This is a genomic window from Streptomyces sp. NPDC004435 (genome assembly GCF_042873895.1).
In the GTDB taxonomy this organism is placed as follows: Bacteria; Actinomycetota; Actinomycetes; order Streptomycetales; family Streptomycetaceae; genus Streptomyces.
The window spans coordinates 410,830-424,397 of the sequence record NZ_JBIAMB010000004.1; the positions used below are offsets into that span (position 1 = coordinate 410,830).

Sequence of the window (13,568 nt, forward strand, 5' to 3'; positions counted from 1 at the left end):
GGAAGCACCACCATGAGCACCCGTCTGCGCACCCTCGGCCCGAAGACCGCCGGTCCCGGTCAGCCCGTCTACATCTGCGGCGAGATCGGCATCAACCACAACGGCGACCTCGAGAACGCCTTCAAGCTGATCGACGTGGCCGCCGACGCCGGCTGCGACGCCGTCAAGTTCCAGAAGCGCACCCCGGAGATCTGCACCCCGCGCGACCAGTGGGACATCGAGCGCGACACCCCCTGGGGCCGGATGACGTACATCGACTACCGCCACCGCGTGGAGTTCGGCGAGGACGAGTACCGCCAGATCGACGAGCACTGCAAGAAGCGCGGCATCGACTGGTTCGCCTCCCCGTGGGACACCGAGGCCGTCGCCTTCCTGGAGAAGTTCGACGTCCCCGCCCACAAGGTGGCCTCCGCCTCCCTCACCGACGACGAGCTGCTGCGCGAGCTGCGCGCCACCGGCCGCACCGTCATCCTCTCCACCGGCATGTCGACGCCGAAGCAGATCCGTCACGCGGTCGAGGTCCTGGGCAGCGACAACATCCTGCTCTGCCACGCCACCTCCACCTACCCGGCCAAGGCGGAGGAGCTGAACCTGCGCGTCATCCAGACGCTCCAGGAGGAGTACCCGAACGTCCCGATCGGCTACTCCGGCCACGAGACCGGCCTCCAGACCACGCTGGCCGCCGTCGCCCTCGGCGCCACCTTCGTCGAGCGCCACATCACCCTCGACCGCGCCATGTGGGGCTCGGACCAGGCCGCCTCCGTCGAGCCCGGGGGCCTGGAGCGCCTCGTCCGCGACATCCGCACCATCGAGACCGCGCTCGGCGACGGCGTGAAGAAGGTGTACGAGTCGGAGCTCGGCCCGATGAAGAAGCTCCGCCGCGTCCTGGAGCCCGTCTCCGCATGACCGGCCGACTGGCGTTCGTCGAGAGCCCCGTCCAGCTCCTGAACGTCCTGGAGTGGGCCCACGCGCGCGGCCGGGGGACCACCCCGGCCGCCGCCGCGGCGCCCGCACCCTCCCCCGGGTCCCCGGCTCCGTCCGGGCAGGGGGCCCCGTCCCCCGAGTCCCCGGATCCGTCCGGGCAGGGGGAAACCCCCTCGGCGCCGGGAGCCGGCGCGGCTCCCGCGCCGGTCACCGGGGGACCGGAGGGCTCCGCCGCCGACGACCTCAGGATCGTCGTCCTCTCCCCGACCGATCCCATGTCGCGGGGGCAGCTGCGCCGGATGGCCCAGCTCGCCCGTGACGAGGGGTTCGCCGTGCACTGGCAGGAGGCGCGGGCCGGGCGCGGCGCGCTCGTGCGCACCCTGCGGGAGCTGGGCGGGCCGCTGCGCGCCGCCGGGCGCGTGATCGTCGGCGACCCCTTCTCCCGGTACGTCCAGCTGCTGCTCACCCTCTTCGGGCCCCGGCACGTCACGGTCGTCGACGACGGCACCGCGACGATGGAGTTCGCCGCCCAGCTCGCGGGCGGGGAGCGGCTGGTCCGCTGGCACCGCAAGGGCGACCTCGGGCCGCGCGAGCTGGTCCTCGCCCCGGTCACCTCGCTGGCCCGCCGCCGGCTGGCCCCCGGGCCCGGCCGGAGCGTGGAGATCTTCACCTCGCTGCCGGTGCAGGCGCCGCCGGGCACCGAGGTCACCGAGAACACCTACGCGTGGACCCGGGAGCGCTTCGGACCGCCCGCGCTCACCGGCGGCGCGGATCTGGTGGGCACCTCGCTCGTGGAGACCGGCGTGATCGACGCGGACCACTACCTCCGGGTGGTCGGGCAGCTGGCCCGCACCCACGGCGCCACCCGCTACTTCGCCCACCGCCGGGAGACCCCGGAGAAGCTGCACCGGGTCGCGGTCGAGACCGGGCTCCAGGTGGTCCGCCCGGATCTGCCGCTGGAGCTGATCGCCCGGCGCGGCCCGATCGGCGCCACCATCGTCAGCTTCCCCTCCACCGTGGTGCACACCCTGCCGCTCGCCCTGGCGGGCACCGGGGTGAAGGTGGCGGTCTGCGAGATCGCACCCGAGTGGCTCAAGGCCACCGCCTCGCCGCGGGCCCAGGGCTTCCTCGCCGGCGTCGCCGGGACGGCGGCGGGGGCCGACCGGCTCACCCCCCGCACCGGCTCCGCGGTCGACCGGCTCGAATTCGGGTGACCATACCCATACGGAGTGTGTCCCATGCACGGCAAACCGAGATTCTTTCCCCTAAGGGGCTGAACTTTTCGTGATCAACGGGCAGTTGATCACCGGATGGGCCTACCCTTCACAGGGTGAACCAGTTGAAGACCCGTGAGCCCGGATCGTTCACCCTGCCCGGAACGCTGCCCTCCGCCCTGCGCGACGAACTGATCGCCTTCCGCAGGGACTTGCACATGCACCCGGAGCTCGGCAACCAGGAGTTCCGCACCACCGCCGCGCTCAAGGCCCGCCTGGAGGCGGCCGGCCTCGCGCCGCGCGTCCTGCCGGGCGGCACGGGCCTCATCTGTGACATCGGCACGTGGGACGGCGGGCGCCCCATGCTCGCCGTCCGCGCCGACCTCGACGCGCTGCCCATCCCGGACGCCAAGACCGTCGCGTACCGCTCCACCGTCCCCAACCGGGCGCACGCCTGCGGCCACGACGTGCACACCACCACGGTCCTCGGCGCCGGACTGGTCCTCGCCGAGCTGGCCCGCGAGGGCCGGCTGCCCCGCCCGGTGCGGCTGCTCTTCCAGCCGGCCGAGGAGGTGCTGCCCGGCGGCGCCGCCGACGCGGTCGCGGCCGGCGTCCTCGACGGCGTCGGCCGCATCATCGCCGTCCACTGCGACCCCAAGGTCGACGCCGGCAGGATCGGGATCCGCACCGGCCCCATCACCTCGGCCTGCGACCGCCTGGAGATCACCCTCGACGGCCCCGGCGGCCACACCGCCCGCCCGCACCTCACCACCGACCTGGTGACCGCCGCCGCCCGGATCGCCACCGACGTGCCGGCCGTGCTCGCCCGCAGGGTCGACGCCCGCTCCGGCCTCTCGGTCACCTGGGGCCGGATCGAGGCCGGCCACGCGCCCAACGTCATCCCGCAGCACGCCGAGCTCTCCGGCACCGTCCGCTGCCTCGACCTGCCCGCCTGGCGCGACGCCCCCGACCTGGTGCACGCCGCCGTCGACGAGGTCGCCGCGCTGCACCGGGCCAAGTCCACCGTGAACTACGTCCGCGGCGTCCCGCCGGTCGTCAACGACGCGGTGGTCGTGGAGCTGCTCCGGGACGCCATGACCGCCCGCCTCGGCGCCGACGCCGTCGAGGACACCGAGCAGAGCCTCGGCGGCGAGGACTTCTCCTGGTACCTGGAGCACGTGCCCGGCGCGATGGCCCGGCTCGGCGTCCGCACCCCCGGGGACTCGCGCGTCCGGGACCTCCACGCGGGCGACTTCGACGTCGACGAGCGGTGCATCCGGACCGCCGTGGAGCTCTTCACCGCCGCCGCGCTGATCGACGCCGACTGACACGTACGCACCGGGGCACCGCCCTCCCGCCACCCGCGGGGGAGCGGTGCCCGGCCTTTTTCCCGCGCCCCATCTCGGCTGATGACACGGGGTTGCGCCTTGATCGCGAAGCGTGTACGGGTACTCTGGCCTGTGGGTTCGCGTCGATACGGTAACGACTCATGAACAGGTCTTTAACTGACATCTACGCGCGTTACGATCGCCGCAAAGCCAGCGCCGGAAGAGGCGCTTTCGGTCAGTCTTGAAGGGACCCTCCTCTTGCGCCGGTTCACCAGGATCACCACCGTGGGCATCGCCTCCGCGGCGCTCGCGCTTTCCGCCACCGCCTGCGGCAAGTCCTCCTCCGAGGGCGGCTCCGGCTCCGACACGAAGGCGTCCAAGGCCGCCATCGCGTACGACATCGGCGGCCGCGGCGACCAGTCCTTCAACGACGCCGCCTACGCGGGTCTGAAGAAGGCCGAGGACGAGCTCGACGTCGACGGCTCCGAGGCCGAGCCGTCGTCCGGCGAGGGCGACGCCGACAAGGTGCAGCGCCTCACCTCGCTGGCCCGCGCCGGCAACAACCCGGTCATCGGCGTCGGCTTCGCCTACGCCCCGGCCATCAAGAAGGTCGCCGCCCAGTTCCCGGACACGACCTTCGGCATCATCGACGACACCTCGGTGACCGGCAAGAACATCGCCAACATGGTGTTCAACGAGGAGCAGGGCTCCTACCTGGCCGGCGTCGCCGCCGCCAAGGCGTCGAAGTCGGGCACGGTCGGCTTCATCGGCGGTGTCGAGGTCCCGCTGATCAAGAAGTTCGAGGCCGGCTACGTCCAGGGCGTCAAGGACACCAACCCCAAGGCGAAGGTGCTCACCCAGTACCTGACCCAGCCGCCGAACTTCGACGGCTTCGCCAAGCCCGACCTCGGCAAGGCCGCCGCGGAGGGCCAGCTCGACAAGGGCGCCGACGTGATCTACGCCGCCGCCGGTCTCGCCGGCTCCGGTGCGATCGAGGCCGCGTCCAAGGCCGGCAAGTGGGCCATCGGCGTCGACTCCGACCAGTACAACCAGGCCGGTCTCGCCGAGTACAAGGACGCGATCCTGACCTCGGTCACCAAGGACGTCTCCGACTCCGTCTACAACCTGATCAAGTCGGTCAAGGACGGCAAGCCGCAGACCGGTGAGGTCCGCTACGGCCTCGCCACCGACGGTGTCGCCCTCGCCGACTCGAACCCGAAGTACAAGTCCATGACGGACCTCATCGCCGCGGTGGAGAAGGCGAAGAAGGACATCATCGACGGCAAGATCACGGTCAAGACCGCCCCGTAAGGCGCGCAGGTCACGACCAGTTGCCCGCGGGCCCGGCCCCGGTGGGACTCCCACCGGTACCGGGCCCCGGGCCCATTCCCGTACGGGTTTTCACTTTTCGGCAGCGCTACGCGTGTAGATGTCGCACCGGCACGATAACTTCGCCCCGCCCTGCCCTCGCCTCCCACTCCTTTCGGCCAAGGAGAGTGCGTCATCAACGCGTCCAGCCCCCCTGCCGTGGAACTCCACGGCATCACCAAGCGCTTCCCCGGCGTCGTCGCCAACAAGGACATCGCGATCACCGTTCGCAAGGGCACCGTGCATGCCCTCATCGGTGAGAACGGTGCCGGCAAGTCGACCCTGATGAAGATCCTCTACGGCATGCAGAAGCCGGACGAGGGCACCATCGCCATCGACGGGGAGCAGGTCACCTTCGCCAGCCCCGGCGACGCCATCGCGCGCGGCATCGGCATGGTGCACCAGCACTTCATGCTCGCCGACAACCTCACCGTCCTGGAGAACGTCGTCCTCGGCGGCGAGAAGCTGTACGGCATCGGCGCCAAGGCCCGCAAGAAGATCAAGGAGATCTCCGACGCGTACGGCCTCGGCGTCCGCCCCGACGTCCTCGTCGAGGACCTCGGCGTCGCCGACCGGCAGCGCGTCGAGATCCTCAAGGTGCTCTACCGCGGTGCGAAGATCCTCATCCTCGACGAGCCGACCGCCGTCCTCGTCCCGCAGGAGGTCGACGCGCTCTTCGACAACCTGCGCGAGCTCAAGGCCGAGGGCCTCACCGTCATCTTCATCTCGCACAAGCTGGGCGAGGTCCTGAAGGTCGCCGACGACATCACCGTCATCCGGCGCGGCACCACCGTCGGCACCGCCGACCCGAAGACCGCCACCACCAAGCAGCTCGCCGAGCTGATGGTCGGCAGCGAGCTGCCCTCCCCGGAGACCCGCGAGTCGACCGTCACCGACGTCGCCATGCTCCGGGTCGAGAACCTCACCCTCCTGGAAGGCGGCGCCACCGGCGCCCCGCTGACCACCGCCGCCCCCGCGGACCCGTCGAGCACGACGGTCGTCCAGGAGGTCGCGGCCGGCCGCAAGCTGCTCGACGACATCTCGCTCACCATCCACAAGGGCGAGGTCCTCGGCATCGCGGGCGTCGAGGGCAACGGCCAGACCGAGCTCATCGAGGCCCTGATGGGCATGGCCACCCCCGACGAGGGCGTCATCTCGCTCGACGGCGAGGACATCTCCAAGGTCTCCGTGCGCAAGCGCCGCGAGGGCGGCATCGGCTACATCCCCGAGGACCGGCACCGCCACGGCCTGCTCCTGGAGGCCCCCCTCTGGGAGAACCGCATCCTCGGCCACGTCACCGAGGCGCCCAACTCCAAGCGCGGCATCCTCGACCCGAAGGCCGCCCGCAAGGACACCGAGCGGATCGTCCGCGAGTACGACGTCCGCACCCCGGGCATCGACGTGACCGCGGCCTCCCTCTCCGGCGGCAACCAGCAGAAGCTGATCGTCGGCCGCGAGATGAGCCACAACCCGAAGTTCCTGATCGCCGCCCACCCCACCCGCGGTGTGGACGTCGGCGCGCAGGCGCAGATCTGGGACGCGATCCGGGACGCCCGCCGCGAGGGCCTGGCGGTGCTGCTGATCTCCGCCGACCTCGACGAGCTGATCGGCCTCTCCGACACCCTCCGGGTCATGTACCGCGGCAAGCTCGTCGCGGACGCGGACCCCGCCACCATCACGCCCGAGGAGCTGGGCTCCGCCATGACCGGCGCGGCCACCGGCCACCTCGAAGGCACCGAGCAGTCCGAAGACGGTGACGCCCGATGAAGAAGATCGACAAGGACAAGCTGATCATCGGGGCCGCGGGCCCGGTGCTCGCGCTGGTCTCCTCGTTCGTCCTCACCATGCTGGTGCTGCTCGCGACGGGTCTCGACCCGATCGAGCCGATCCAGCTGATGATCGAGAACGCCGAGTACTCGGACATCCAGGTCCTGATCGTCAACCAGACGGGGATCTACTACCTGGCAGCCCTGGCCGTCGCCATCGGCTTCCGGATGAACCTCTTCAACATCGGCGTCGACGGCCAGTACCGCCTCGCCGCGATGCTCTCGGCCGTGGTCGGCGCCTCCGTCGAGCTGCCCGGCCCCCTGCACATCCTGCTGATCGTGGTCGTCGCGGCCCTCACCGGCGCCTTCTGGGCCGGCATCGCCGGCATCCTCAAGACCACCCGGGGCGTCTCCGAGGTCGTCTCCACGATCATGCTGAACGCCATCGCGACCTCCCTGATCGCGTGGCTGATCCTGCCGGCCAACCTCGGCGTCCAGCCCGAGGGCTCCAACGACCTCACCACCGGTGAGATCGCCGAGTCCGGCTGGTTCCCCGGCATCGACATGGGCCAGGGCAACGGCGAGATCTACGGCTTCACCTTCGTCGCGCTCGCCCTCGGCGTCGTCTACTGGTTCGTCCTCAACCGCACCCGCTTCGGCTTCGACCTGCGCGCCACCGGCGAGAGCGAGTCGGCGGCCCAGGCCAGCGGTGTCGACGCCAAGAAGATGATCCTCACCTCGATGCTCATCTCCGGTGGCCTCGCCGGCCTCTCCGGCATGCCCACGCTGCTCGGCGACACCCACACGTACAGCCTGTCCTTCCCGGTCGGCGTCGGCTTCACCGCCATCACGATCGCGCTGCTCGGCCGGAACAACCCGGTCGGCATCCTCTTCGCCGCGCTGCTCTTCGCGTTCCTCGACAAGGCGTCCTCGTCGCTCGACGTCGAGGGCTACCCGAAGGAGATCACGCAGATCATGCAGGGCATCATCGTGATCGCCGTGGTCGTCTCCTACGAGCTCGTCCGCCGTTACGGCACCCGCCGCCAGCAGCAGAAGGTCGGCGAGGAGCTGGCCGCCGGCGGCGCCATCAAGACCGACAAGGAGGTCTCGGCATGAGCACCGGAACCGTCGCCAAGCCGAGCGCCGCTCCCAGGAAGACCGGGCGCCGCAAGCTCACCTGGCCGTGGATCCTGCTGATCGTCGCGGCCGGCCTCGTCCTCTTCTCGCTGGTCCGCGTCATCTCCGGCGCCGACGACCTGACCTCCATCGGCCAGGTCTCCGGCGCGCTCCGCCTCGCCGTCCCGATCGGCCTCGCCGGCCTCGGCGGCCTGTGGGCCGAGCGCGCGGGCGTGGTCAACATCGGCCTCGAAGGCATGATGATCCTCGGCACCTGGTTCGGTGCCTGGGCCGGCTACCAGTGGGGCCCCTGGGTGGGCGTCCTCTTCGGCCTCCTCGGCGGCGCGCTGGGCGGCCTGCTGCACGCGATCATCACGGTCACCTTCAACGTGAACCACATCGTCTCCGGTGTGGCCATCAACATCCTCGCGGCCGGCTTCACGATGTACCTGTCGAACTTCACGTTCGGCGAGGCCGAGGGCGGCTCCTCCAAGCAGTCCCCGCGCATCGACCAGATCACCCAGATCACCGTCCCAGGGTTGTCCGACTGGCTCCAGGACCTCCAGCAGAAGCACTGGTTCCTGATCTCCGACATCGCCGGCATCCTCGGCGGCCTGGTCACCAACCTGTCGCTGCTCACCGTCGTCGCGATCCTGCTGATCCCGGCCACCTGGTGGGTGCTGTGGCGCACCGCCTTCGGCCTGCGGCTGCGCTCCTGCGGCGAGAACCCGGTCGCCGCCGAGTCCCTGGGCGTCAACGTCTACAAGTACAAGTACATCGCCGTCACCATGTCCGGCGCCCTCGCCGGCCTCGGCGGCGCCTTCCTCGCGATCGTCGCCACCGGCATCTACCAGGAGGGCCAGACCGGCGGCCGCGGCTACATCGGTCTCGCCGCGATGATCTTCGGCAACTGGATGCCCGGCGGCATGGCGCTCGGCGCCGGCCTCTTCGGCTTCACCGACAGCCTCAAGATCCGCGGCGGCGCCGAGAACGTCCACGCGCTGCTGCTGCTCGTCGCGATCCTCCTCGTGCTCGCCGCCGCCTGGCAGCTGTACAAGAAGAAGTACGTGCCCGCCGTGATCTCCGCGGTCTTCGCGGTCGGCTTCTTCCTCTGGTACGCGCTGACCGACCAGGTCCCGAGCCAGTTCGTCGACGCCGCCCCGTACATCACCACCCTGCTCGTGCTGGCACTCTCCGCACAGCGGCTGAGGATGCCGAAGGCGGACGGCCTGCCCTACCGGAAGGGCCAGGGCAAGTGACGACGCCCGCCGCCGAGCCCGACTGGGAGTCCCTGCGGAAGGAGGCCCGGACCGCGATGGGCCGCGCCTACGCCCCGTACTCGGGCTACCCGGTCGGGGCGGCCGCCCTCGTCGACGACGGGCGGACGGTCTCCGGCTGCAACGTCGAGAACGCCTCCTTCGGACTCGGCCTGTGCGCCGAGTGCGGCCTGGTCTCCCAGCTCCAGGCCACCGGCGGCGGCCGGCTCACCCACTTCGTGTGCGTCGACGGCCGGGGCGAGTCGCTGGTCCCGTGCGGCCGGTGCCGGCAGCTCCTGTACGAGTTCGGCGGCCCCGAGCTCGTCCTGGAGACGCCCGCCGGGTTCCTCACCCTGGCGGAGATGCTGCCGCAGGCCTTCGGCCCCGACCACCTGGCGAAGTAGCACACCGGAGCGGCCCTTCCGGCACGATGGAAGGGCCGCTCCTCCCGTTCCCCCCTCTATGCGCGTAGAAAGAGGCACCACGACATGGACGTCATCTCCGTCATCCGCACCAAGCGGGACAAGGGCGAGCTGAGCCCCGAGCAGATCGACTGGGTCATCGACGCCTACACCCGCGGCGCGGTCGCCGACGAGCAGATGTCCGCCCTCGCCATGGCGATCCTGCTCAACGGCATGAACCGCGACGAGATCGCCCGCTGGACGGCGGCCATGATCGCCTCCGGCGAGCGCATGAACTTCGACGCCCTCTCCCGCCCCACCGCCGACAAGCACTCCACCGGCGGCGTCGGCGACAAGATCACCCTCCCGCTCGCCCCGCTCGTCGCCGCCTGCGGCGCGGCCGTCCCGCAGCTCTCCGGCCGCGGCCTCGGCCACACCGGCGGCACCCTCGACAAGCTGGAGTCCATCCCCGGCTGGCGCGCCCTGCTCTCCAACGAGGAGATGCTGCACGTCCTCGACACCACCGGCGCCGTCATCTGCGCGGCCGGCGACGGCCTGGCCCCCGCGGACAAGAAGCTGTACGCGCTCCGCGACGTGACGGGCACCGTCGAGGCGATCCCGCTCATCGCCTCCTCGATCATGTCGAAGAAGATCGCCGAGGGCACCGGCTCCCTCGTCCTCGACGTCAAGGTCGGCACCGGCGCCTTCATGAAGACCATCGAGGACGCCCGCGAGCTGGCCTCCACCATGGTCGCGCTCGGCACCGACAGCGGCGTGAAGACGGTGGCGCTCCTCACCGACATGTCGACCCCGCTCGGCCTCACCGCCGGCAACGCGCTCGAGGTCCGCGAGTCGGTCGAGGTCCTGGCCGGCGGCGGCCCGCAGGACGTCGTCGACCTGACGATCGCCCTCGCCGCCGAGATGCTGGCCGCCGCCGGCATCAAGGACGCCGACCCGGCGAAGGCCCTCAAGGACGGCTCCGCGATGGACGTCTGGCGCCGGATGATCGCGGCCCAGGGCGGCGACCCGGACGCGACCCTCCCCGTCGCGCGCGAGCAGCACGTCGTCACGGCCCCGTCCTCGGGCGTCCTGACCCGCCTCGACGCCTACGACATCGGCATCGCCGCCTGGCGCCTCGGCGCCGGCCGCGCCCGCAAGGAGGACCCGGTGCAGGCCGGCGCCGGCGTCGAGCTGCACGCCAAGCCCGGCGACACCGTCACCGCGGGCCAGCCCCTCCTCACCCTCCACACGGACACCCCGGAGAAGTTCGACTACGCCCTCGGCTCCCTTGAGGGCGCCTGGGACATCGCCCCGGCGGGCACCGACTTCAAGGCGACCCCGATCGTCCTGGACCGCATCGCGTAACAGCGCTGGCATGTGCCATTGACACTTTCGGACGAACGGGACCGGTGGACCCCCACCGGTCCCGTTCGGCATGCTGGGATCGGTGACGACCGAATGAGGAGCACACCATGAGCGCACTCGCTGCCGAGGCCGGGCAGGGCTGGGACGACGTCGTCCGCCTCTGGCACGAGATGGACTGGCCCGAGGGCTGCAAGGTGGAGATCATCGAGGGGATCATCACCGTGGCACCGTCACCTGCCAACCAGCACAACAGCATCGCGGAAGAGATCCAGCGCAGGCTGTACCGGGTGATTCCGGATGACCTCGGCGTCTACCAGACGCAGGCCGTCGCGATCCCCGCACGGGCGGGCATGTACATCCCCGACCTGTTGGTCGCGCCCAAGGCGGCGCTGCGAGAGTTCGACGGCCACTCCATCCCGGCCGCGGAAGCGGAGCTCGTCGTGGAGATCACCTCGCAGTCGAACGCGAACCACGACCGCATCGCGAAGGCCGCCGGCTACGCGACGGCCGGCGTACCGCTCTACCTCCTGGTCGACCGCTGGGCGCCCGGCGGCCCCACCGTCACCCTCTACGGGCAGCCCACGGGCGAGGTCTACCGCGTCCTGAGCGCCGCCCCCTTCGGCGAGGAGATCCACCTCCCCGCCCCCTTCGGCCTCACCCTCGACACCGCCGAGTTCCCCTCCGCCTGAGCCCTCCGCGATGAGTTCCGGCCCCCCGGCCGGTCACCCCCTCGTGGACACCAGCCAGCCCCTCGTCGTGACCCTGACCGCCGCGCCCACCCGCGAGGAGGTCGCCCGGCTCTGCGCCGACCTGGCCGCAGCCCCGCCCGGAGACGTACGGTGCGCACTCGACCCGCGCGCGGGCGGACTGCCGGCGGTGGACGCCCTGGCCCGGCTGGCGCTCGCGGCCCGCAGGGCGGGCCACCGGCTCACCTTCCACGGAGCGGGGCCCGACCTGACCGCCCTGCTCCGCCTCACCGGCCTCGACGAGATCCTCTAGCCGTCCAGCCGCTCCGGCAGGTCGAACAGCGGGAACCAGCGCGGGGTGTCCAGGAAGAAGTCCATCCCCGCCACCTTGCCGTCCCGCACCTCCAGGACGATCAGCGCCCACGGGCTGTAACCACCCTCCGGGTCCGGGTGGTAGTGCGCGAAGGCCGGAGCGCCGTTGGCGACCGTCGGCACCAGCTTCGAGCCGCGGCAGACGTCGCCGACGCCCAGCATCCAGCCCACGATGTCCTCGTGGCCCTGGAGCCACAGGTCGAACGGCGGCATGGACATGGTCGCGTCCTCGTGGAGGAGCGCGGTCAGCGCCTGCATGTCGTAGCCCTCGAAGGCCGCCACGTAACGGTCGAGCAGCGCCTGCTGCTCCTCGTCGAGCGGGTTCGCCGCGTCGGACTCGGCCGGAGCCTGCTCGGCGATGGTCGCCCGGGCCCGCTGGAGCGCGCTGTTCACCGACGCGACCGAGGTGCCGAGCAGCTCCGCGACCTCGCTCGCCTTCCAGGCGAGCACCTCGCGCAGGATCAGCACGGCCCGCTGCTTGGGCGCCAGGTGCTGGAGCGCGGCGACGAAGGCGAGCCGGACGGTCTCCCGGTGCAGCGCCGCCTCCGCGGGGTCGCCCGCGGTCGGCATCACGCGCCCGTCCGGGATGGGCTCCAGCCAGGTGATCTCCGGCTGCTTGACGAGCTGCGCCTGCGCGACGGGCGTCGGCCCGGACAGGTCCATGGGCCGGGCCCGCTTGTTGCCCGCGTTGAGCGCGTCGAGGCAGACGTTGGTGGCGATGCGGTAGAGCCAGGACCGCAGGGACGAGCGCCCCTCGAAGGAGTCCAGGGCCTTCCAGGCCCGCACCATCGTGTCCTGGACCGCGTCCTCAGCCTCGAAGGAGGAACCGAGCATCCGGTAGCAGTAACCGGTCAGCTCACGCCGGTACTTGTCGAGTTCATCGGTCGTCACCACGGCGGTCTCGCCCATCGCGTCCCCACTCACCCCTCACCGGCGCCGGGGTTCGGCACCGGTGAGAGCGAAGCTACCGCAGCGCACCGACAGTCGGGTCAGGTTCCCGGCTTGCGGCCGTAGACGTAGACGTCGTCGCCGTTGCGCAGCAGGTTCCAGTACGCCTTGGCGTCGGCCGAGCGCATGTTGACGCAGCCGCCGGAGCCCGGCGGGTTCCACATCGACTTGGTGGTCGAGTGGAAGGCCTGCCCGCCGTCGAAGAACTGCGCGTACGGCATCGAGACGTTGTACAGCGTCGACCAGTGGTTGATGTTCCGCCAGTAGATCTTCTTCAGGCCGGTGCGGGTCTCGGTGCCGTTCTTGCCGGTGCGCACCGGCACCGGACCGTACTTGAGGCGCGAGCCGTCCTGGATCCAGCTGAGCTGGCGGGTCAGGTCCACGCAGGCGATCCGGCCCTTGTTGGTCGGACACTTGCGGTCCTTGTTCGGGTTGGTCCCGGCCGCCTTCTGCTGGATCATCGTGTTCATCGTGCGCCAGGTCAGCGGACCGGCGAAACCGACGGACGGCGTGATGCCGTGCTTGACCTGGAACGCCTGGATCGCCTTGCAGTCGGCGAGCGACTGGCGCCCGTCGACGGTGCGGCCGAGGAACTTCTCGACCTGCTTCTGGTGCGGCCCCGTCGTCACGTTGCACGACGCGGCCTGGGCCGGCGACGCACCCAGCACGATGGCGGCCGGCACGAGCAGCGAGGTGAGGCCGGCGGCTATACCGGCCCTCTTCCCCACCCTGTTCGCGAATCGGTTCATGATTCTCCCCATCCCCCTTCAGTCCTGCCCTTCGAGACGTACGGGGGAGGGGCCCGGTTGCGGCGGGCCCCGAGC

General features: G+C 71.0%; 13 protein-coding genes. 11 read left to right on the forward strand and 2 right to left on the reverse strand.

Features of this window, described 5'->3' with window-relative positions; all coding sequences use genetic code 11:
- Nucleotides 1-12: 12 nt before the first annotated feature.
- The 11 genes from ACFYT9_RS09845 (at nt 13) to ACFYT9_RS09895 (ending at nt 11,737) form a co-directional block, all read left to right on the forward strand.
- Complete coding sequence (locus tag ACFYT9_RS09845) at nt 13-906, forward strand: N-acetylneuraminate synthase family protein (protein WP_376602059.1); 894 nt, start codon at nt 13-15, stop codon at nt 904-906.
- On the forward strand, nt 903-2,138 hold the full coding sequence (locus ACFYT9_RS09850; protein ID WP_389162055.1) for a hypothetical protein: 1,236 nt from the start codon (nt 903-905) through the stop codon (nt 2,136-2,138). The genes ACFYT9_RS09845 and ACFYT9_RS09850 overlap by 4 nt, the downstream gene beginning before the upstream one ends.
- Before the next feature lie 116 nt (nt 2,139-2,254).
- Complete coding sequence (locus ACFYT9_RS09855) at nt 2,255-3,466, forward strand: amidohydrolase (RefSeq protein ID WP_376605174.1); 1,212 nt, start codon at nt 2,255-2,257, stop codon at nt 3,464-3,466.
- 258 nt (nt 3,467-3,724) lie between these two features.
- On the forward strand, nt 3,725-4,777 hold the full coding sequence (locus ACFYT9_RS09860; protein ID WP_387273843.1) for a BMP family protein: 1,053 nt from the start codon (nt 3,725-3,727) through the stop codon (nt 4,775-4,777).
- Between the two features lie 216 nt (nt 4,778-4,993).
- Nucleotides 4,994-6,601, forward strand: a complete 1,608-nt coding sequence (locus tag ACFYT9_RS09865; protein WP_389162056.1) for an ABC transporter ATP-binding protein — start codon at nt 4,994-4,996, stop codon at nt 6,599-6,601.
- A complete protein-coding gene (locus tag ACFYT9_RS09870) occupies nt 6,598-7,716 on the forward strand; it encodes an ABC transporter permease (protein WP_376600189.1) in 1,119 nt (372 codons plus the stop codon). The genes ACFYT9_RS09865 and ACFYT9_RS09870 overlap by 4 nt, the downstream gene beginning before the upstream one ends.
- Nucleotides 7,713-8,975, forward strand: coding sequence for an ABC transporter permease (locus ACFYT9_RS09875; protein WP_387273847.1), 1,263 nt, complete (start codon nt 7,713-7,715; stop codon nt 8,973-8,975). The genes ACFYT9_RS09870 and ACFYT9_RS09875 overlap by 4 nt, the downstream gene beginning before the upstream one ends.
- Entirely contained in the window at nt 8,972-9,376 is a 405-nt protein-coding gene (locus tag ACFYT9_RS09880; protein ID WP_376600192.1) for a cytidine deaminase, read from the forward strand. Before ACFYT9_RS09875 ends, ACFYT9_RS09880 begins: the two co-directional genes overlap by 4 nt.
- Nucleotides 9,377-9,460: 84 nt before the next feature.
- Entirely contained in the window at nt 9,461-10,738 is a 1,278-nt protein-coding gene (locus ACFYT9_RS09885) for a thymidine phosphorylase (RefSeq protein ID WP_389162059.1), read from the forward strand.
- A 107-nt stretch (nt 10,739-10,845) separates the two neighbouring features.
- Nucleotides 10,846-11,427 carry a Uma2 family endonuclease gene (locus ACFYT9_RS09890; protein WP_389162061.1) on the forward strand — a complete coding sequence of 194 codons (582 nt, stop codon included), beginning with the start codon at nt 10,846-10,848 and terminating at the stop codon, nt 11,425-11,427.
- 10 nt (nt 11,428-11,437) lie between these two features.
- A complete protein-coding gene (locus ACFYT9_RS09895) occupies nt 11,438-11,737 on the forward strand; it encodes an STAS domain-containing protein (protein ID WP_387273853.1) in 300 nt (99 codons plus the stop codon).
- On the opposite strand, the gene ACFYT9_RS09900 is transcribed toward ACFYT9_RS09895, so the two are convergent.
- Nucleotides 11,734-12,705: a sigma-70 family RNA polymerase sigma factor gene (locus ACFYT9_RS09900; RefSeq protein WP_389162063.1), complete on the reverse strand. Its 972-nt coding sequence runs from the start codon at nt 12,703-12,705 to the stop codon at nt 11,734-11,736. The two genes, ACFYT9_RS09895 and ACFYT9_RS09900, sit on opposite strands and share 4 nt — an antisense overlap.
- Before the next feature lie 80 nt (nt 12,706-12,785).
- Nucleotides 12,786-13,493 carry a L,D-transpeptidase gene (locus ACFYT9_RS09905; RefSeq protein ID WP_389162065.1) on the reverse strand — a complete coding sequence of 236 codons (708 nt, stop codon included), beginning with the start codon at nt 13,491-13,493 and terminating at the stop codon, nt 12,786-12,788.
- Nucleotides 13,494-13,568: the final 75 nt, after the last annotated feature.

What these genes read in the sequence shown, in the direction of transcription:
- ACFYT9_RS09845 (WP_376602059.1), top strand. Translation starts at nt 13, where the DNA reads ATGAGCACCCGTCTGCGCACCCTCGGCCCGAAGACCGCCGGTCCCGGT.
- ACFYT9_RS09850 (WP_389162055.1), top strand. Translation starts at nt 903, where the DNA reads ATGACCGGCCGACTGGCGTTCGTCGAGAGCCCCGTCCAGCTCCTGAAC.
- ACFYT9_RS09870 (WP_376600189.1), top strand. Translation starts at nt 6,598, where the DNA reads ATGAAGAAGATCGACAAGGACAAGCTGATCATCGGGGCCGCGGGCCCG.
- ACFYT9_RS09875 (WP_387273847.1), top strand. Translation starts at nt 7,713, where the DNA reads ATGAGCACCGGAACCGTCGCCAAGCCGAGCGCCGCTCCCAGGAAGACC.
- ACFYT9_RS09885 (WP_389162059.1), top strand. Translation starts at nt 9,461, where the DNA reads ATGGACGTCATCTCCGTCATCCGCACCAAGCGGGACAAGGGCGAGCTG.
- ACFYT9_RS09890 (WP_389162061.1), top strand. Translation starts at nt 10,846, where the DNA reads ATGAGCGCACTCGCTGCCGAGGCCGGGCAGGGCTGGGACGACGTCGTC.
- ACFYT9_RS09895 (WP_387273853.1), top strand. Translation starts at nt 11,438, where the DNA reads ATGAGTTCCGGCCCCCCGGCCGGTCACCCCCTCGTGGACACCAGCCAG.
- ACFYT9_RS09900 (WP_389162063.1), bottom strand. Translation starts at nt 12,705, where the DNA reads ATGGGCGAGACCGCCGTGGTGACGACCGATGAACTCGACAAGTACCGG.
- ACFYT9_RS09905 (WP_389162065.1), bottom strand. Translation starts at nt 13,493, where the DNA reads ATGAACCGATTCGCGAACAGGGTGGGGAAGAGGGCCGGTATAGCCGCC.